The sequence below is a fragment of the Meridianimarinicoccus roseus genome, from assembly GCF_003172915.1.
In the GTDB taxonomy this organism is placed as follows: domain Bacteria; phylum Pseudomonadota; class Alphaproteobacteria; order Rhodobacterales; family Rhodobacteraceae; genus Meridianimarinicoccus; species Meridianimarinicoccus roseus.
In genome coordinates this window covers 180,644-200,460 of record NZ_QGKU01000038.1, presented here as the reverse complement: position 1 = coordinate 200,460, position 19,817 = coordinate 180,644, and the positions used below count along the sequence as shown (strand labels likewise).

General features: G+C 62.9%; 14 protein-coding genes. 3 read left to right on the top strand and 11 right to left on the bottom strand.

The features are described 5' to 3' along the window. Positions 1-437: 437 nt before the first annotated feature. From DKT77_RS12725 to DKT77_RS12710, 4 genes are all read right to left on the bottom strand, one after another. Positions 438-5,789 carry a sacsin N-terminal ATP-binding-like domain-containing protein gene (locus DKT77_RS12725; protein ID WP_109812059.1) on the bottom strand — a complete coding sequence of 1,784 codons (5,352 nt, stop codon included), beginning with the start codon at positions 5,787-5,789 and terminating at the stop codon, positions 438-440. 22 nt (positions 5,790-5,811) lie between these two features. After that, a complete protein-coding gene (locus DKT77_RS21020; RefSeq protein WP_238547865.1) occupies positions 5,812-6,138 on the bottom strand; it encodes a DUF4357 domain-containing protein in 327 nt (108 codons plus the stop codon). Continuing rightward, a complete protein-coding gene (locus DKT77_RS12715; RefSeq protein ID WP_109812058.1) occupies positions 6,135-9,449 on the bottom strand; it encodes a TM0106 family RecB-like putative nuclease in 3,315 nt (1,104 codons plus the stop codon). Before DKT77_RS12715 ends, DKT77_RS21020 begins: the two co-directional genes overlap by 4 nt. A 148-nt stretch (positions 9,450-9,597) precedes the next feature. After that, positions 9,598-9,867 (bottom strand): hypothetical protein, encoded by a 270-nt coding sequence (locus DKT77_RS12710; protein WP_109812057.1) that lies wholly within the window; start codon positions 9,865-9,867, stop codon positions 9,598-9,600. Between the two features lie 642 nt (positions 9,868-10,509). Between DKT77_RS12710 and DKT77_RS12705 the strand changes: the two genes are divergently transcribed. Both DKT77_RS12705 and DKT77_RS12700 read left to right on the top strand, forming a co-directional pair. After that, positions 10,510-10,728, top strand: a complete 219-nt coding sequence (locus DKT77_RS12705) for a hypothetical protein (RefSeq protein ID WP_146205000.1) — start codon at positions 10,510-10,512, stop codon at positions 10,726-10,728. A gap of 94 nt (positions 10,729-10,822) precedes the next feature. Further along, positions 10,823-11,386 (top strand): DUF3489 domain-containing protein, encoded by a 564-nt coding sequence (locus DKT77_RS12700; RefSeq protein WP_109812055.1) that lies wholly within the window; start codon positions 10,823-10,825, stop codon positions 11,384-11,386. Between the two features lie 81 nt (positions 11,387-11,467). Here the strand turns inward: DKT77_RS12700 and DKT77_RS12695 are convergent, their stop codons facing one another. From DKT77_RS12695 to DKT77_RS12670, 6 genes are all read right to left on the bottom strand, one after another. Next, positions 11,468-12,181 (bottom strand): recombinase family protein, encoded by a 714-nt coding sequence (locus DKT77_RS12695; protein ID WP_109812054.1) that lies wholly within the window; start codon positions 12,179-12,181, stop codon positions 11,468-11,470. 86 nt (positions 12,182-12,267) lie between these two features. Beyond that, positions 12,268-12,813 carry a phage terminase small subunit P27 family gene (locus DKT77_RS12690; RefSeq protein ID WP_109812092.1) on the bottom strand — a complete coding sequence of 182 codons (546 nt, stop codon included), beginning with the start codon at positions 12,811-12,813 and terminating at the stop codon, positions 12,268-12,270. A gap of 1 nt (position 12,814) precedes the next feature. Then, positions 12,815-13,276, bottom strand: coding sequence for a hypothetical protein (locus DKT77_RS12685; protein ID WP_238547864.1), 462 nt, complete (start codon positions 13,274-13,276; stop codon positions 12,815-12,817). Next, the gene (locus DKT77_RS12680; RefSeq protein ID WP_109812053.1) at positions 13,252-13,515 is read right to left on the bottom strand and encodes a DUF7220 family protein; all 264 of its coding nucleotides are present in this window, start codon (positions 13,513-13,515) and stop codon (positions 13,252-13,254) included. Before DKT77_RS12680 ends, DKT77_RS12685 begins: the two co-directional genes overlap by 25 nt. Further along, positions 13,512-14,786 carry a site-specific DNA-methyltransferase gene (locus tag DKT77_RS12675; protein WP_109812052.1) on the bottom strand — a complete coding sequence of 425 codons (1,275 nt, stop codon included), beginning with the start codon at positions 14,784-14,786 and terminating at the stop codon, positions 13,512-13,514. The genes DKT77_RS12680 and DKT77_RS12675 overlap by 4 nt, the downstream gene beginning before the upstream one ends. A 427-nt stretch (positions 14,787-15,213) precedes the next feature. Further along, positions 15,214-15,819 (bottom strand): thermonuclease family protein, encoded by a 606-nt coding sequence (locus DKT77_RS12670; RefSeq protein ID WP_238547863.1) that lies wholly within the window; start codon positions 15,817-15,819, stop codon positions 15,214-15,216. Positions 15,820-16,077: 258 nt separating this feature from the next. Here DKT77_RS12670 and DKT77_RS12665 point away from each other — a divergent pair, with 258 nt between their 5' ends. Next, on the top strand, positions 16,078-16,695 hold the full coding sequence (locus DKT77_RS12665) for an SH2 domain-containing protein (protein WP_146204999.1): 618 nt from the start codon (positions 16,078-16,080) through the stop codon (positions 16,693-16,695). Between the two features lie 84 nt (positions 16,696-16,779). On the opposite strand, the gene DKT77_RS12660 is transcribed toward DKT77_RS12665, so the two are convergent. Continuing rightward, complete coding sequence (locus DKT77_RS12660; RefSeq protein ID WP_238547862.1) at positions 16,780-19,815, bottom strand: bifunctional DNA primase/polymerase; 3,036 nt, start codon at positions 19,813-19,815, stop codon at positions 16,780-16,782. Positions 19,816-19,817: the final 2 nt, after the last annotated feature.

The following is a 19,817-nucleotide window of genomic DNA, read 5'->3' as shown; positions in this document are numbered from 1 at the left end:
GTTCACAAGAGTGCGTCAGGTCGTCGAACGAGCAGCCATCGGAAAGGGGACAGCAGACGCTCGGCCGGCAAACGGAGCAAGAAATGAAGTCTGTAGCTCGGCCACCGGACCAACGTCCGCGGTTCGGTTCGACTTCTGCTCCGTCTCCCGGATGCGACTGACTTCGAAGTGTTCAGGTCAAGCCGCTATTTCTCGCTGCAATTTTAATAGCTTACAGGCTCTACACCAGATCCGATCAGTCGAGAGGTCCGGAGAATATCGGCCCTGAGAGACCCCTCCCGAGCATTCTGGCGGCTGGTTCAGTGCTCAGCCTCACCCGCATAACCCTCGAAAGAAACGGAAAAATCCGGCCGCAGCCGGATCGGGAGAACGCTTTCGCGGGGGCAAGTGGCGGAGGGGATGGGCCTGATATCCAACCTTCTCCACTTCTGACGAACCTACCGGCGCTCAAAGCGCAGCCTGAGCGAGCCGCGCCCGACTACGGAAAAATGAGACTGTGTCTCCTTGTCCATCGGGTTAGGTAATTCGAAAACACACCACCTCTCGGGCGAAAAGACGTAGGGAACGTAGAGTATGCGATATCGTCTGCGGCCGGTGCGAGAGACAGAACTAGCGACGCGGAGTTCGTTCGAGGTCAGCTCAAACTCGCATCCGTCTTCCAAGGTGGACTTGACCTCAAACATCCAGTCGACTGCTGGCGTCTGGACTAGAAAATCGTAGCCAGCTGCATCGTCACCTTCGCCGCCGCCAAAGAACTTCGTTCTATTCTCCGATATCCAGGAGTCTTCGTCGACGGACTCGGGAAACCGTCTCTTGAGGTACTTATAGGCCAGCCACTCACTTGCGACGCCCATCGCGACCTTCTGCGAGTCCGTCAGTCGCGTAACGCGCTGCCCCCGCTTGCCACTTCCGCCGTTACCGCCGTCGGAGGCTGATCTTCCTGACCCATCAACCTGCACCAACCTGGTACGCTGACGACTCCGCGAAAACCAGCTATCGTCGGATGCGAGCGCGGCCTCGGCTATGTTTTGCATGGCTGCGGCAAATGAGGGATCACCTGGATCAAGATCCTGTCCGGCGAATTGGATGATCCGTTTTCGACGATCTCGTTCTTGCTGCTCTCTGGCTTTCCGCTCCTGCTCCTCGCGCACGGCGCTTTCGTCGAGGCCGAGGCTTTCCGGATCAATCCGTGCAGGCATTTCCTTAGGCCAGACGGCCGCGCGCTCGCAGAGGGCTGGCATGAGGTCTGAGTTGATCAGATCGAAATCAAGTAAGCCAGCATTCTCGACCACGCGCACAATGTCTTGAGCTTCTCCTCGCTCCCACACGTCTGGAACGTCTACATGGTTCTGGCGGCACCACGCCCCCAGTAAGGGCTTTGCTTCGCTCGCGAAGGCGCGAGCTACTTTGCGGTTCTCGCTGATCATCTTCTCGAAGGGCGGAATATCTACTTCCGGAACCTCTCCGAGCGCCTCAGAAAAGGACGTCTCCACATGCTCGACGACCGTCTGTCGGTCGAGTGTATCGCAGTCGAGGACCCAAGCTGGGACGAACGGGATGAATTTCAGTTCGCGTCTTGAAAGGTAAGTTGAAAGATCATTTCCAAGCCGATAATCGGCAACATGCAGGCGCCTTAACCGGTCTCTGAGTTCGGGCGCCATTTCATGTAGATACGCCTCGAACGTGGCCCGCAACTCTGCTTCGCTAGATAAGATTTCTTCCCCGAGCGACTGGAGCACTCGGTTGAACTGTCCGTAATGAAGGTCCAGCGCCGTCGCAATCGAGCGTCGATCAGGGCTTTCCTCACATACGGCGAGCAGATCGCCGACAGTAGGAGAGCTCGCCGAAAGATGAGTCTCCAGCCAAACCCGAAGGCTGAATTCGGCCCCCTGATCCTTGGCGGCATCAGCGAGGTCTCGAGCCAGGTTGAGATCTTCAAAGTATGCGACGACTGGAATAATAAGGTGAAGGACGTGGGCTAGGTCGGTCCGCATCCCGGCGCGCATGTCTTCGACAATTCTGATATCACACCCAAGCGCAACAGCGAGTTCGGTATCGGTGGGGCGTTCGGAAGCGCCATCGGGGCGTCCAGCCGCCAGCCGAAGAAGGACCAACTCAAGGGAGCGCAGCCGAGCGTCGACGAGCTTGGAGAGCTCGGCCGCAAGCCCCTTGGCAATTCGCGGCCAGTCAATCGTGAAACCGTCCGTCAGAATGAGCGTCGGGCTGGACTCGTCTCGATAGGCGTACCACTCCATGCGGCTGCCAGCCGCCACTTCCTGGCCGACGACTGTCAGAGAGATCGACCTGCACATCCGAACTCTGATCGACCGAATCCGCTTGTCTAGCGTCGTATGCTGGATGCCCCGTTCAAGGTTCTCTCCGATCACTTCGTTGGCGATCACTGCAACCTCGGGAAGCCAATCAAGGCCATGCGACAGGAGATATTCGTCATCGGCTGTAGGTACGAAAATCGAACCGTCCACTAGCAGTCGAACAGAGTCGCGGTCCAATTTCCTCGGGGAATATCCCTCGATATGCCGGAGGCTTTTCTCGACGTTCCCGAGGTCCACTTCACCTACCTCGAGCACCGCCAGACCGGCTGAGGAAAGCGCTCGAGCCTCGAAGCTCTGTGCGTTTTCCACAAGGATCACAATGATCTGCGAAGCTTCGTCGCCCTCGATGCGAGTCAAGTTACCCGAGCGATGAACGGCAAGAGGGAGGTCAGATGGAAGCGCAGCCTGGCTCTCCGCGAGTTCTCCCCAAGCCCGGATGTATTGGCGTCGAAAGGTCGCCATATCTCCAGACTGAAGATTCTCGACACAGTTCGCCAAAGCACCTAGGCGAAGCGCTGCTGTCTCCGGGCTGGCCCAATCGAGAAGTCCAAGCCCCTGGCCGAAAGCGATCTTGGCGCCGTCCTCCCTGTCTACGAGTGCCCTCGCGTCGTCGGAAAGACGCGGTATGAAGGCCGGAACTCCCGGTCTCTTGGTTCTTGATGCCCAGCACTGACTCGGAGGCAGAAATATCCGCTCTCCGCGCAGGTCTCCCTGCAACCACTCTTCGGACCGCAGGAAGGCACCTAGAGGCGTGACGACGCGGCGCTCGTCCCATTCACGTTCTGAACGGCCGTAGCGTCCGATCCTGGCGAGCAAGAATTTGTCACCGTGACGAGTGATGTGGTGGACGAGCAACTCATAGAATGCTTCGCGCAGATGATCTGGGAACTCATCGTATTCAATCTGACCCGGCAGTCGCCAGAACTCGCCCTTGAGCGTGTAATCTTCAGTGTATGGGTGGTGGAATGAAATCTGCTTCGCCAGCTTTGTCCATATTTGGGTGAGCCCTCCGCCGGCATCTCCATTTCTCAAAAGGTTGTTCCAATGGTACGAGGGCGAGCCCTTTTGCTGAACTCCAGATGCAATTTCTTTCAGGCCATCGGTGACGCCCAGGAGTTCCAGAAAACTTCCCCACTTTCGGCTATTCTCCGCGCTCTGCAGACCCCAATCGTTGAGTGGCTTAAGAAGCTGGTTCGTCGCACGCTCACAGTCCTGCGAGTGCAGCGAGGCTTCGCTCAGGAACGCTTCCAGACGTCTTCCAGTTTCTGTCCAAGTGCCGGAAAAAACGGCATGTTCCGCTGGCGTCCAACCTTCGCGTGTGGGGACGTGCAAGTCGGCAGCCTTGATTGCTGGTTCAGCGCTCTTTCCTGCTGCATCCCACACACGAAACGCCCAATCGAGGGCGTCCATCCGCCTCTGGTCACTGGGCGTCTTGCCCAGCGCAGAGCCGAGACCGGCAAGCGCCTCTAGCGGATCAAACTGCCGAACAAGCCCTGCGTCGGATAGCGCCTTCAGAACATCATCGGACAGAGCGATCTTCTCATCGAAAAATCGATAACCTCTTGTAAGGGAGGACGGCGGTAGCGGAACGTCGCCTTTCTTGCGCTTGCCGATCTCACTTTCACTACGAACGTAGAGACCGCGCCGATCATCCACGTCATGTCCACCCGCCGAACGCAGCTTCCCCGCCCGGTCGACAAGGATCTCAGTGCCGTCGAGACAATCCAGGCTCACCTCTGAGGCCACACACAGAGTGACCAAATCCTTGTAGAATCGGGCCCATGTTGTCGGGCTTGAGGCCCGGTCGACGAGCGATCTTGCATAAATTGCCGACCACTCGGGAATCTCATTTGGCGAAGGCAGGCGCGTAAATTTATAACCATACCGTCCAAAACATCGCCCGGCCATCTCGCGCAAACGGCCTAGGCGATCATTGTCCAACTCGATGGACGTCAGATGCACGCCAACTTGCTTTACTACTTCTCGCGGCTTCAACAGTGAGAAATTGGCGTCGGGCCAAATGGTAACTTCATGGATTGTTGACCATTTCTCGCCGTCTTCCATCGGGATGATTGGAATTAGGCAAAGGTCCTTCAAAGCCAAGCCCGCGGCCTTGACTGCGGTGTCCAACTTCCGAGCGGCATTCCCGGTCCATGCAAGCAAGTCAAACACGCTGCGACCCGGAACATCCAACCGCTCCTGCACTGCGGTCAGAGCGCCGGAAAGACACGTCTCGGCTACGGCTTCCATTAGACGACTGTTTAACGGCAGGTCTAGATCAGTATTGCGCCTGTCGATGTCAGCGAAAAAAGGTGCATCTATGTGCCCCAATAGGGGCGAACCGGCTTCACTCCCCATTGGCAAGAAGTTGTAGAGTTGCCCGTCTAGAACTGCTGCTGTCGACAACCCCACAGCAACCGAGACACTTGGCTGTCCTTTCCAGTCCAACCAACGTTTTAGAGCTGGCGCTCGATCAATGCTTTCTCTGACTGCTGCAAGGATCCGCTCCTTGTCGATCTCCTGCTGTACTAGAAGGAACCGACGCCGCTCACCAACGTCAATCTCGGATATCCGCGGGTTCCCTGGGCCACCCCCCTCTCGCAGGATTGTCCGGCGTCTGGTCAATCGACGGCTCCCCGTTCGCTTTCCCTCTATTTCAAGGTCGATACGAACCTCCGCGATGCGATCGAGGAAGAGGAGAAGTGGGTGCTCCAAATTTGCAATCGCTTCGACTTGCTTTCGCACAAGAGCGACGGCTGCAGAGGACCGAAGAGGCGCAGAGATCACGGTAGCGTAGCCAATGGTGGCGAAGCGCTCAATCTCGGGGGGAATCTCATCTAACGGCTGAGGAACCAAATACCGCGGAATTGTTTCAGAGATTCGGCGTGCTTCATCAGTTTCGACATCTTCGTCGGGCAGCTCCGAAATAAGAATTTCTCGGATTTCGTCAGCCTTCGCGAATCTGAGACAATATCCGTCGAATGATTTTGAATCTTGGCTCGGCGACGTCGAGTAGATGTGCACGTCGTCCGTGATAGCCTCAATGCTCCGAAATCCAAGCCCCTTGTTTCCTATCCCCTCACCGATCTCTTTGCCGCTGGTTGCAAGGTTAATAATTGCATTTATGTCACGATCACGGAAGCCTCGCCCGCGGTTTGCCACATAAAGGCAACCCTCAGCCTCCGATGTCACAATTAGCTTGATTGCAATTCCACCGTCTTCACCGATCTCGTGAGCGTCGTGAGCGTTTTGTATGAGCTCGAAAAGGACGCGATCACCGTACTCGGTTCCAATGACTTCTCCGAGATTCTTTAGGCTTTCATAAACTTGCAAGCCCTTTCGATGTGCATCGACTGCATTCGAAAGAGCTTTCCGCGCCTTTATCCGGAGCGCCTCAGCAGGGCTGAGAGAAGTCAAATCAGCAGCAAGATTCAATTTTTCGGCCTCGTTTTTCATGGAACAAGGGAGATGATAGTGCTCAAGTGACTTCCTTGAGCGTTTTTCCGTCGTTTTCTCGTCGCCAGCTTTGCGGGCCGCTGCAGTTGCCGTCCTTGACAACGCCACCCGCCAAGCTTGCACTGTGGAAAAGATGGTCGCGCTCAAAACGCAGGAGATCAGGATCTCGGTCGGGGACGAGTACGCCCGTTTTGATTAAGCGGTCACGCTCCTCGCGATCCCGCTTCACACGAGGGGAGCCTTCCCGCATCGCCGTCGAGCCCTTGCGGACAAGGAAGCCACCGGCCTCGGGACGGCCATAGGCCTGAGCCTTCTGCGGACGCATTACAAACCACTCGTTCTCGCTCATGCATTTCCTCTTTCGTTCTGTTTGAATACTGGCAGAGCACAGAGCGTGTTCACCAGCCGCATCTGCTCGACCGTCTCGCATTTCGCCTCGCGTAGACGCGGCGCGCCGAAGACCAGCGCCAGTCCCTTGGCGCGCGAGACCGCCACGTTGATCCGGTTGAGGGAGAACAGGAAGTCCATCCCACGCGGCGTTTCCTCGGCCGATGACGCTGTCATCGAAACCAGGCAGACGGGCGCTTCCTGTCCTTGGAACTTGTCCACGGTGCCGACGCGAATGCCCTCGGGCAGCGCCTCGCGCAGGGCGTTCACCTGTGCGTTGTAGGGCGCGACCACGATGATGTCGGACTGACGCATGGGCCGCGTCGTGCCGTCCTTCTCCGTCCAGGCGCCCGTCAGCAGTTCACGAGCGGCAGCCTGGATGGCCGCGACTTCCTCTAGCGCGATCTGGGCATTGCCCTCATGCGGGACCGGCACCCAGAACGCACCCGCTGGGGGAAACGCGGCCCCGGCCACGGCCTGGCGCGCGGTGTCGGGGTGGCTGGTCAGCCGTCCCTCATAAACCTGATCGGAAATGAAGCGGCAGACGTCTGGATGCATCCGGCGCGAGACAAGCAGGAAGATGCCGCGGTCCGGCGGCACCGTCGCGTGATCGCCAAGCATCCAGTCGAGGCAGGAGAGGTTCGCGGGGTCCGGATGCGCCCCCTGGATCACCTGCGGTAGCTGGCGCGGGTCGCCGACCAGCACGATGTTCCGCGCAGCACGCCCCATGGCGACCATGTTGGCGAGACCGACCTGTCCTGCCTCGTCGACGAAGAGCCAGTCGAGAGTCTGCTCGAACTCCGGGCGCGAGAAGAAGAATGCGGTGCCACCAACGACATGGGCCTCCGTCAACGCAGGGTCGTCGTTGGACGTGACCCGCGTGATGCCGGTGAAGCCTTCGGGATAGCCATCCTCGTCGCCGCTCACCTTGTGGGCCAGTTCGGCGTCTTCCAGAGTGATGTCCGGATCGTCGTCTTCCAACGTGGCGAGACAACCCATCAGCACGTTCCGGATGACCTCGTGGCTGTTCGATGCGACGCCGACCCGATAACCCTTGCGCACCAGAGACAAGATCGCACGCGCGGTGACATAGGTCTTGCCCGTGCCCGGCGGCCCCTGAATCGGCAGAACGGTACCGTCCATCGCGCCCACGGCCGCAATCGCGCCTGCGACCGGATCGGCGCCATCCAACAGGTCAGGCTTCGTGCCAGTCGTCAGGCGCGGCGCCGCGCGAGACAACAGATCGTCTACGGCCGTGAATCGGCGCGGCCCGCATTGGTCGGCAATCACATCGCGCAGGGCAGCGGCGATGACATCGGTGTTGAGCGGCCAGTCCGGGTGAAGCGTCAGGCGGTCTGAGAGAAGATGCGCCTTCGCTGCCCCGGCCTTGAGGGTGATCTCTCGCGCGGTCCGGTCCAGAGCGGCGATGCTGATCGTGGCGGGCGGTCCGTCATAGACCGGCACCGTCGCCGACCTGCCACCCCGCAATTTCGTCTCCTGCGGCGGGAAGCGATAGGTGCGCGCCATCGAGCGTTTCACGGGCTCAGCCGCGCCCACGGCCTCGAGCCCGGCAAGCGCGTCGAGATCGTCGATCAGATCGTCCTCGTCCTTGCCAACGCTATCGAACACCGCCCATTGCGCGGGCTTCGCCTCGCGCTTGTGGAAAAGCCCGAGGTTGAACAGCATCTCCTGCCGGTCCTCGGGTAGTTCGGAGGCTGCCAAAGCCGAACGCAGCTCTTGCGTGTCGGCGTCCTCCTCCGCCTCCTTCATGCCCGCATCCTGACCGAGCGACGGCCAGGGGCCGCTGGGTCGAATGCCGACCAGCCAATCCCTCAGCTCCTCGGTCGAAATGCAGTCGACGCGGTTGTAATCCTCGATCTCGTCGAGAATGTGCTGCTCGGCAGTCTCACGCCACCGCTCATAGGCGACGACCGAGCCGCCCGCAGTCTTCACCTCGCCATCGCGCTTGCGGCCATAGAAGGCCTCCATCGACTTGATGGAGTAATTGGGCTCGGATCCGATCAGCGCACCGCGCACGACGGCGAACAGATCCACGAACCGGCGCTCGCGCAGGAGCCGGTCGAGGAATGCCTCGCCGATCCCGTATTTCGTGGTCAGTCTGCGCAGGGCGGTGATCTCGTAGGGCGCATAGTGATAGATGCGCGCGTCCGGATAAGCCGCGAGACGCGCACGGAAGAACTCCAGCAGATCCGCGAGCGCGCGCGCTTCGGCGGCATGGTCATGCGCCCAGAACGCCCGGAACTGGCCGTCGAACCAGACGCCGTGGAGGTATTCGAGACCGCCCTCGAAATGTGGATCGCCTTCGATGTCGTAGAACAGGTCGCTCGCCTGCGGCGCGGGCAACAGGTCGAACCCCTTGCCGGGTTCCGGTGCGCGCAGCTCAAACGCGGGCGCCCCTCGCTTTCGGGCGTGTTGGAGGCGGGCCTGCGTCACCAGCCGGAGGCGTGTGTTTTCCGCCATGCCGCGGATCGGATGATCGAGGCTGGCGAGGGCTTCCATGGTCTGGATACCCGCTGCTTCCAGCTTCTTCACCTGTCCACGGCTGACGCCCGCGACATTGAACAGGCTGTCCTCGGCCTGCCAGACATCGGCGCAATGGTCGCCCCAGCGGCAAAGACCACAGTCCGCGCAGGGGATCGGACGGGTTGCCGGTGGAACGGCCACGAACCCCTCAAGCCGCGCCCGCGCCATGCGCGAATAGGCGGCGTAGTCCGACAGCCGAAGGGTCGCACGGGTGCCGTCCCCCAATTCGACATGGGCGAACTCGGGCGCAACGTCCTGAAGCTCGGCTAGAAGGTCGGAGTAGAGCACAAGTTGCAGGACGTGCTTCGGGTGTGGCCGACGCTTGAGCTTGGTATCGGTCACCTCGTAACTGAAAGGTCCAAGCGCGGAGGGTCGCTCGACGCGCTCCAGGAAATCCGACCAGCCGCCCCAGTTGCCGGCCAGGAAAGCGCCCTGAAAGACAACGTCCGGACCAGCAGCCAGCGCCCCACGCGTGGCCTCGGCGTCGCGGGCAAGGTTGCCCCTTGTGATCTCCACCACGTTTCTGCCCGCCGCTTTGAGCCGGGCCAGATGGGCGGCCTCGTGGGCGTCACCCTGCTTTTGCAGCAGCGACGCGTCTTCGCTGTCTTCGCGCGGCTTCGGTCCGGTACCGCGCATATGTGCCAGATCAAGAGTCGTTGCGTGCGCACACCCCGTGAAGCGCATCAGGTCGCTGGCCGAGAAGAGGATGCTGTCACCGATTATCTGCATCTGTTCCTTCGGTCATCAAAACTTCAATCCAAACAAAAAAAACGCCGCGATCCAAACGCTATTGGTCATCCGAAAAGACATCAATGACGATCGGGCGCGCTTAAAGCCGAACCACTCCAGAACGCATATCGCTAGGCTCGAAGCTCCCCTAGCCTGGGGTTCCGCGGACGATCCGTAGGCTTTGGGGCGAGATGAGCGAAGCCCGCTTCCCCTTGGCCACCATCCAGAGCGAAAAACCTCGCTCGATCAGGTCCGCAGCCTCATCGAGGGTCTTAACATAGACCGCATGCTTAGAATGATGTTTGACCCCGCCATGCGCCGGATCGCCCAGTCGGTACCCCTTCGCCGTCAGTTCCGGTTCTTCCACCAAGTCTTCGCGTGGGGACACTCGTTCGATCCTGCCTACAAGCCCGCCCATGTTCAACTGTCTCCTTTTCAGAACTCGCCCGCGCCGGTCCCCTCCTCCAGCATCACCGGGAGATTCGTGCCAACACAATCCTCTCTATAAGCGCCGTGGGTGACAAAAACTGCCGCACCTCGAAACCCACAATGTCCCTCTCTTACTCCTGATATTTGGCCTAGCGTTGCGGGCTTTGGCAGGGCCCGCGCCGCAGGTCATGAAGGCCAGCAGCGCACAGCGCAGCGCATGGCATGATCCTTACCTAGGAAGGGACCTTCTGACCCTCCTATGTGAAAAGCACAAACAAGGCCGACGGCTGATCGACCCCGCCTGGGGCAGCCAACGGGTCGTAGCAAGACACCAATAGCAAAACATCGGAGTTCCGCTGCCAATGGAATAAAAAGCGGACGGTGGCGCCTGATAATAAACTAATCAACAGAGATATCGGGTTTTCAATTGATGTCCTAGCCAGATCCGCCATTGGCAACCGGCATCCTCGCCACGCGCAGCCGAACCGCCGACGATAATGATCATGCCCGCCCGATCAACGCACGGAAATTGCTGCGATTACACTGGATGGACGGAGCCAGGTGGAGCGAACGTGGAGGCACCAGAACGATGCAGAACGCCACGCAGACACTGTTGACCGGAGCCACCGCCATGGACACCAGCACCATCCGCATCGCAATTCGCGGCCTGAACGAACCTTGGGACTCCAGCCGCATTCTGGCCGTAATTGAAGAGATCGCAGCGTCGCTCCGCGAGGAGGCCGACATTCCCGCGCGTCTCACCGCCGACAGCATGACCATCGCAATCGACGTCGCCACCGACCGACTGCCCGACGCCGCGGCGCTGCTGCGGGATCTCGGGCTGATCTGATCCTGCGCCAACGTCCGCACTCTGGCCGCGCCCTGCGCGGTCGGGCTCGTACGAGGGCCGCGACGGTCGCGGTCCGATCACGGGAGACGACCCCATGACCAGGCTTTCCGACACCCAAGCCATTATCCTGAGTGCCGCAGCACGGCGCGCGGACCACATCGCCCTGCCGCTGCCCGAGATGCTGCGGGGCGGCGCCGCCGCCAAGGTGGTCGGCGCGATGCGCGCCAAAGGCTTCCTCGATGAGGTCGACATGCGCGAGGGCGAGCCCGTCTGGCGCGAGACCGGCGACGGGCATGGCGTCACGCTGGTCGCCACCGCCGCGGGGCTGGCCGCCATCGGCATCGCACCGGAGGTTGGCGACAGCGCGTTCAAGGAAGCAGACACGGCGCCGAGCGTGACCGCAGAGAGCAACGCGCCCACCACAGACAGCGCAACCCCCACAGCCCGCACACCGCGCGCGGGCACCAAGCAGGCGCGGCTGATCGGAATGCTCCGCACCGAGGGCGGCGCCACCATCGCCGAGATCGTGGCGGCAACCGGCTGGCAGCCGCACACGGTCCGCGGCGCCATGTCGGGCGCGCTGAAGAAGCGCCTCGGGCTGACCATCACGTCGCGCAAGGACGAAGCGCGCGGGCGCTGCTACCATATCGTGGACTGAACACCCCATGACAGCTTGCCCGGCTTCGGTCGGGCGGCGGCGAGCCGCGGCATCGCCCTGCCCACGGGCGGTGTCTGAGGTTCACTCCTCCGCACCATCCTGCCTTTCGATCCGCGCGAGCAGGTTCCTGACGGTGGAGACGTGCCAGCGGCCGCCGCGGCGGGTCTGCATGCCCGCGGCGGCGAGAGCGGTTGCGAGGGCCCGGAGCGACGTGTGGCCCTGCGCCTGCAGCGCGGCGATGACGGGTGCGAGGGCCGCTGCATGCGCGTCCGCATTGGCGGTGACGGTGGCGCGCAGGGCCGTGCCACCCTGCCCGGCCCGGCGCAGCGCCGCGGCGCCGTTCGGGTTACCCAGCCGCACGCCGCGGGCCTTCGCAGTGGCCAGCGCTTCCTTCGTGCGGCGCGAGATCGCCTCGCGTTCGGCCTGCGCCACCAGCGCCATGATGCCGACGGTCAGGTCGTTCGCCTCGGGCATGTCGCAGGCCAGGAACCGCGCGCCGCTGTCGCGGAGCGTCAGCAGGAAGGCCGCGTTGCGCGACAGCCGGTCCAGCCGGGCGATCACAAGCGTGGCGCCGGTCAGACGGGCGAGGTTCAGCGCCTTGTCCAGTTCCGGGCGCGAGGCCAGCTTGCCGCTCTCGACCTCGGTGAACCGGGCGGTGACCTCGGCGCCGCGGGATCGGGCGAAGGCGTCGATGGCGGATCGCTGCGCGGCGAGCCCGAGGCCGCTGGCACCCTGCCGCGCAGTCGAGACGCGCTCGTAGGCGATGAAGCGCTGTGCTGCCGTCCCGATCGCCATGCCCCGCCCCCGTACACACCTGCCAAACCTTCGTTGCGCAGGTCTGTACCGTGGCTTCCGGCGGATCGCGTAGCGGTTTCTGTGGCTTACAGGCGCGGATCGAGATCGATGCGCGTGGTGCCGGGTGCCCGGCCGCTGCCTTCCTCCTCGCGTGCGATGCCCGGCATCGGTTCCTCCCGGATCGTGCCGTCCGCGTCCTGATACGCGACGACGAACTGGATCTTGTCGATCAGTGGCGGCGCCCCATGACCGTCCGTCACAGCGACCCTGCTGCGCGAGACCGGCGTCAGGCCCAGCTCGGCCATGTAGCGGCCCATGATCTCCAGCTGCTTGTTGGCGATCGACAGCCACGGTGATTGCTGCACATAACCCGACGGCGTTTTCAGCAACGCCGGGGTCTCCGCCAGCTTTCCCTCCGCCTCGACCCAGCGGCCCCAGGCCTGGCAATAGGCCGCCAGCGCGGCGCGGTCGGCGAGCGTCAGAACCCCGGCCTCGAAGAGCGGCGTGGCCAGGCGCCGCCACTCCTTGCGGGCGACGGCGGACAGATGCGGCGGGCAACGCGGCAGCACCTCGGCCAGCACCGGGGCGTCCGGGTGGTCGCGCGCGCGCGCGGGGGGCTTGCGGCCTCTCATGTCAGCCCCGCCCATCGGCCAGCGCTGCGGGCGAGGACCCGGTCGACAGCGCTGGCGCGCGCATCGCCGGGTCCGGTCCTGCCGCGATGCGCTCGGCCACCGCATCGAGATACTGCACGAGCTTCGAACGGCCGTCCGTCAACGCGATCGGCCCGCCTTCGGCCCCGGTGTGCTCCAGCCGGTCGGTCTCGCGCCAGCCCGCCTGGGTCTTCAGATAGAAGATCATCGACGTGGTGTCGCCGCCGCGGGCCTTCTGCAGCAGCCCGTTGGCGACATGGGCGATGGCCTTCGCCTTGCCCCTTTTATACCGGGCGGCGACGTCTTCGTCCCGGCCGCAAATTGCATGGAAGGTCCGCCGCGACACGCCAAGGTAATCCGCGATCTGGTCCTGGTTCAGCAGCGCCGCGAGGGTCTCCACCTCCGCCCGCTGCGCCTCGGTCAGCTCGATCGGCTTGCGCGGCATGGACCGCCTCCTGTTCCGCCCGGCGCCCTCCGGCCGATCCGCGCAAAGAGCCGCCGCAGCACATAGCTGCGCACCAGCGACAACCCGGTGAAGAGCGCGCCCAGCCGCAGGTTGTCGGCCAGCGCCACGCTGATCCCGATGGCCGGGAAAAACACCAGCTGCGCCGCCACGGCAACGCCGTAACCGACGACGACATTGGTGACCGCCTCGATGGCCGACAGGGCGCGCGACCGGCTCATGCGGGTGCCCCCTGACGCGTCTCGGCCATCTCGGCGAAACTGCGATCCCAGCCGTCGAGCACCGCCTCCTCGCCGCTGAAGGCCTGCCAGCGCTGCACCGCGACGTCGACATAGGCCGGGTCGAGCTCCACCGCGTGGCACGCCCGCCCGGTCGTCTGCGCCGCGATCACCGTGGTGCCCGATCCGCTGAACGGCTCGTACACCGCCTGCCCCGGCGCCGAGTTGTTAAGGATCGGGCGGCGCATGCACTCCACCGGCTTCTGCGTGCCGTGAACCGTGGCGGCGTCCTGGTCCCGGTTCGGGATCTGCCACAGCGTCGATTGCGTCCGGTCCCCCGACCAGTGCCCCTTGCCGCGCACGCAGTACCAGGCCGGTTCGTGCTGCCAGTGGTAATGCCCGCGCGAGAGCACCAGCCGGTCCTTGGCCCAGACGATCTGCGACCGGATCGCGAAGCCCGACGCCTTGAGGCTGTCCGCCACCGTGCCCGCATGCAGCGCCCCGTGCCAGACATAGGCGACATCGCCAGGAAACAGGTCCCACGCCTCGCGCCAGTCGGCCCGGTCGTCGTTCAACACCTTGCCCGTGCGCTTCGTCTTCGCCGCGCCCGTTTCGTTGCGCCAGGCGGGGTCGTAGTTCACGCCGTAGGGCGGATCGGTCACCATCAGGTGCGGGCGCACGCCCTCCAGCACACGCGCGACCACCGCCTCGTCCGTCGCGCTGCCGCAGATCAGCCGGTGGTTCCCAAGCCGCCACAGATCGCCATGGCGTGACACCGGGTCGGCGGGCGGCTCTGGCGTCTCCTCTTCCTTCGCATCCCGGGCGTCATGGGCCAGCAGCGCGTCCAGCTCCGCGCCCGCAAAGCCGAGCTCCGCCAAGTCGATGCCGAGCGCCGACAGGTCCGCCACCTCCAGCGCCAGCAGGTCGCGATCCCAGCCCGCCGCCTCCGCCAGCTTGTTGTCCGCGAGCACGTAGGCCCGCTTCGCCGCCTCCGACAGATGCGCCAGTTCGATCACCGGCACCGTGGTCATCCCCAGTTGCCGCGCCGCCAGCACCCGGCCGTGCCCCGCGATGATGCCGTTTCCGCCGTCCACCAGCACCGGGTTGTTGAACCCGAACTCCCGGATGGACCCCGCGATCAGCGCGACCTGGCGCTCGGAATGCGTCCGGGCGTTGCGCGCATACGGGATCAGATCCGCCACGGGCCGGTGGTCGATCGCCCGCGCGCCTTCGATGTCCGTCTGCCCCACCGCCCCGCAGCGCTGTGCCCCCATCCGACAATTCCCGTCCCTGTAGCTGCCTCTCCCCGAAGCATACAGGAGCGCCTAAATCATTGTAAGAATGACATTTATCGACACGAATACGCAGCAATACGCAATTGACGACAACAGCAAGACAAGACGCTGGCGCAGCTTACAGCGGCAATTCCCCGCCTTCGCGTGCAATTCCACAATGGGCGCTAAAGCTGCTCGCAGTTGATTGCGATACCCGGTTCAAATTCGGGCTACGTACGCAAAGGTCGACGCGTGGACCGGATCGCCGAAACAGCAACATCCGCATCATTGTCTTCGAAATGCCAAGGGTCGGCTGCTCAGGGCCTCGTTCAGCAGGCTGTCTGGGTTGAGAGCTATTCGGGGCGACCGATCTGCTATCGCGGAGCCACTTCCAAAGCGATCTGAGCGCACAATACAGCCAACGGTCTCAGCGCTCGCGCTGTCGCGCCTCGAACTTCTCCCAGACATGCATCCGCCCTTTTTGTCGCGCGTCGGCCAGAAAAAGCTTCTTGCGAGCGTCGGGAGTTTCCATCTGCCGGTATTTGCCGCCGGAGAATTTTGGCCAATCGATCGCCAAACCCTGCCGCACCATCTCGGCCGACAAGTCGCGCCCGTCTGGCAGGTAGCAGTGTGCCACCGTTCGCCCGTGATCATCTTCATCAATGACCACAGCGCGCACGGTCTGACCTTTGCACAGCTTGTGCAACGCCCATTTGGCCTTTGATCCATAGGGATGGTTCAACTCAGGCGCGTCTATTCCAAACAATCTGATCTGGGTTTTCTGAATCGTTATCGTGTCACCGTCTGTGATGTAGGCAGCCCCTGTCAGAACACGCGGTTCGTTCAAACTCTCGGCGGTTTGGGCGTCGAACGTCGAGGGCGCATCGTATGTTCTCTCTGGCGTCGTGGTCTTGCCAGATGTCTGCAGGATCGTTCGGGCTGGATCCGATCCTCTTGGTTCATCAACCTTTCGCCGCATTCCGAATGCGGCCAGAACTGCGCCCACCAAGATGAGCAGTACTACAACATCCAAAACGCGCGCCTCAAAATCTACAACTGCAATTCGCTTTCTCGATCATTTATTGCCCTTTTTGCAATTGCTTGCAAGTTTGGTCGGGCAATGGTCCATCGCGCCCTCAACAAGCGTGTCTCGCACCCTAAAAATGCACGCGAGAAGCATCCTGTCCCACGCTCACTTTGAGCTCGACTGCAATTGGTCGCGAAGCAAGGCGCGGCTGGCGGTGGCAGCACAAGGCCACCTGTACCGCCCGTGTTCGCTTTGTGCAGAAGAGTGACGCGGATCATCAAGCCTTTCGCCGAACCAGACTGGAAATCCGGAGTTGGTGCGGGCCTTGGTCAGCAATACTCTGCTCGTCGAAAAAGCGCGGGGATGGGAGCTTCAATGGCGAACGGATCGGGGGCACATCTATTGGCCCAGGCACAAGACCTTGCGGAAACGATGTACAGCATGGAGGGCATCGGCCCGGATACCACTTGCGCGGTAGCGATCCATATCAGTGGCGATCCGAGCGTTGTGTATTTCTCCGGCAAGGTTGGCTACGAAACACTGATCAAACGGGTCGGCGGCAGCGCGAATGCCGCGCGCGACATCATCAATGGCCAACTGAACAGGTTTCTCGCGTCCACCGAGGGCGGAGGCTTCACGATGTCCCAGATCACGAAGCGTGGCGTCGCAAAACACCAGCGCGGCGCAGTCAACTGCGCCGAGCCCAAGGTCTATTTTCATATCAAACACATCAAGAACGCGGATCCGCGAAACTATGTTCTGATCCCTTTCCGGAAGGATGTCGGCGGCGTGAGCTACAACCCACCCTGCGAGAATTGCGCGCGGTGGGTATACGGAACTTTTCACGCGCGCACGAACGAGCTGTCCCGCTTCGCTGGTTGAGGATCTTTCACCGGTTTCACGATCGAAGGGCTACACGTTCTGCCGCCCTTCGCATGATTGGCAACAACCAACTCTACGCATCTGTTACCCGTCGCCTGGCTTCCACCCCGCCAACGCTCCCAGCTTGCTCTCCAGCGTTGCACGCACCTCGTCGGCGTTGCCATCGATCCACCAGGCAGTCTGCCAACCGCGCCCCCGGCCGGCGCGTCGGTAGCGGGCTGATTTAAGGGTCAAACCCTTATAGGTATCTCTTATAGGGATTTGACCCTTAAATAGCGATCGCTGGAGCGCGAGCTTCGCTTGGTTGGCGGACGAGAACATTCCCGGATGCAACACGGCCGCATCGCCGGGGCTGTCGGTGGCGATGCCCTCCAGCAGCATGCGCTGCATCAGGTCGGGTGCCTCCATGTCCCAGGTCGTGATCCGGTCATGCACCAGCGGTAGGGCGACATCAGCCAAGACCTGCACCTCCAGCGGATTGTCCGCCGTGCGGTTCACGCCGCGCCCGCGGCCGATGGCCTGGATCAGTTCGGCGTCGCAGATGGCCGCACGGATGTCTTCGGCCAGCGGGTCGCCATGGCGCAGCACCTGCACACCGCGATGTGAGCCATTGCGCATCCAGACGCCGACGGCATCCTTTGCATAGCGGTCAGCCGACGCGTCGTGCCCGAACAGCGCTGCAGCAAGGTCATTCAAATCGGTGTCGCACGGAAGCGGGCGTCCGATCACGATGATCTGTGCCACGTTGCGCCAGCCATCGAGCCCCGCGACCCCATTGAAATGCGCGACCTCCACGCCGGGGATGCCCCCGAAGGCGGCCTCTATTGCCTTGTAGGTGACCACCAGCGTGCGTCCCGGGATCACGCGGGCGGCATGCCAGCAGACATGATCGACACAAGCGGACAGGTTGCGTTCGCGTCGAGCACGCTCGACGGGTGATGCGCGAGGACCATTGCAGAGGGCCGACTTGCCGAACTGCCCCGCGACCAGCGTAATGTGCATGTGCGGGGCCGCGGCATCAATCTGGGTCACCCTGATCCCGGGCAAGACGGTTCCGGCGATCCTCGGCACCATCGTGGCGTCGAGATGCAGGATCGGTTTGCCCACGAGGTTTGGGTGCAGTGCTGCGAGCTTGTTGATGACGATAGCTGACTGGCCGGTCCCGGGATCGCGCGCCCCGACCCGGACCCGCCCGTCGCATTCAACCCCCGCCTCCAGCAGCACCGCCAGCACAGACCAGAGTTCCTGGTTCAGCGCGGACCGCGCATTTCCATGCGCGACCGCTGTGGCGCGTTTGCGGTCCTGCGGAGACAGGCCGGGGCGCAGTCCGGGGTCCTGACAACGTCGCTGCTCCAAGTCTGCAGCATTGCGGCAGGCCTCGGCGTCGAGTCCGACCGCGCGCAGAACGTGACCATGCACCGGACCGGGACCATTCGCCACAAGTGCATCGCGCAGCAGGACGCGCAATGCCTGCAGGTCCGCCATCCGTCCGGCATCCGCCGCCCGGAACATGCCCCCGCCCAGCCCGGAAAGCGGCTCGCTGTCGAGAGTTTCCACATGGAGGCCTTTGGTCTGACCCACCGCCCGCGCCCAACAGGCCTCGTCCACCAGAATGAGCGCGATCGTGTCGGGCGGAATGCCGAGCCCGGTGAAAAGTACGTCATAGGGCGCCACGACGACCTCGGCTCCCGCGACCTCCTTGCGGTTCTCCTGCTTCAGGCAACCTTGGAAATAAGGGCACGTGTTGCCATGCTTGTCCTGACAGGCCGTTTCGTGAATACGGAGTTTCGCTGCCACTGCGGCGCGCACGGCTGGCAGGTCGCTGCACATGGGCGTTTGGTGGACCGGATGCGCCCGCTCGTAGCCGCGCAGCACGGCAACCTTCGCCCCGTCCACCTGCCAGTCAGCCGCGGCTTCCTCGGCCAGAGCATGGGACGGCGTGAACACGATAACCCTGTCCGGAAGGCACTTCTCCCGCAAGCCCCGCTGCAGGGCCAGAACATGACGGCGCGACACCGCCGTCTTGCCCAGCCCCACCGTGGCCCTGAGCCCGATGCGCGGTGCTGGACCCGTCTTCTCGCTTTCGTGCCAGTTCAAGATCCGGTCGCAAGCATCCGCGATGGCGGCATCGAGCTTGAGCCGTGCGGCCTCCACGCTGTCGGTCGCAGGCGTATGATTCGGGGGCGATACCTGCGCCTCCCTGTCCGGCAAGCGCCTCTCGTCAAACAGCCGCAGCTTGTCTGTCACTTTCCGGGCGGCGTCCTGCAGGGTGTAAGGGCGGCCGTTGTCGCGGGAACGGTCCAGATCAGCAGTGGCCGCGAAGCGCGCCCAGACGGCATATGCGAGAATGTCGGGCTGGAGCGGGTCGTTCCGGTCCACCGCATCGTGCACCGCGTGGAAGGCGATCGTCGACAACCACCCGTCGCGTCCGTCGATTACGCGCCCTTCGGAGTCTCTGGTCGGCCGGTTCTGCGCAAGCGTGTCACCGGAGCGACGCTGCTTGGACCCCGACAACTGCGGCGGCTGCACAGCGCCCATCTCGCCGAGGAATGCCGCCATCGCCGTTGCATCTACGACCGGCAGGTCGTCCAGCGGCACCTCCAGCGGGGTTTCTCCCGTGACCCAGGCATAGGGCGCGCAAGTCCGGGGATGGATGCCAAAGGCCACGAGTTGCTGCCCCGCGCCCAGCACCTCGATGCCGGGCACGGACATCTTCGCGAAGGGCTCGGCCGTGCGGTACAGGAGCAACCGCTTGGGCCATTGCCCCACCCGGATCAGCGTCTCGCCGAAACGCGCGAGGGCCGCGGCCTGCACGTGGTGGGCTTGGTCCGGGTCAAGAATGTCGATGTCCAGCCCGACCAGTTCGCCCGTGCGCATGCCGACACCGAGCCGCGGATACGCCTCGCACCAGCGCGCGACCTGTGCCGGGTCGATGGTCACGCTGCTCCACCGGCTTGGCGCGGGGGCCTTCGTGCCCGGCCGGATCGGAAGCGGGGCGTAGCCATTGTCGTGCAGCTGCTCGGCGATATCCGCAAATATGGGATGCCCAGCACCGACGGGGCGGCCTGAAGCCCCCCGCGCGTTTGTCTGATTGTCCGGCGGCGCCTGATCCTTCGGCACCA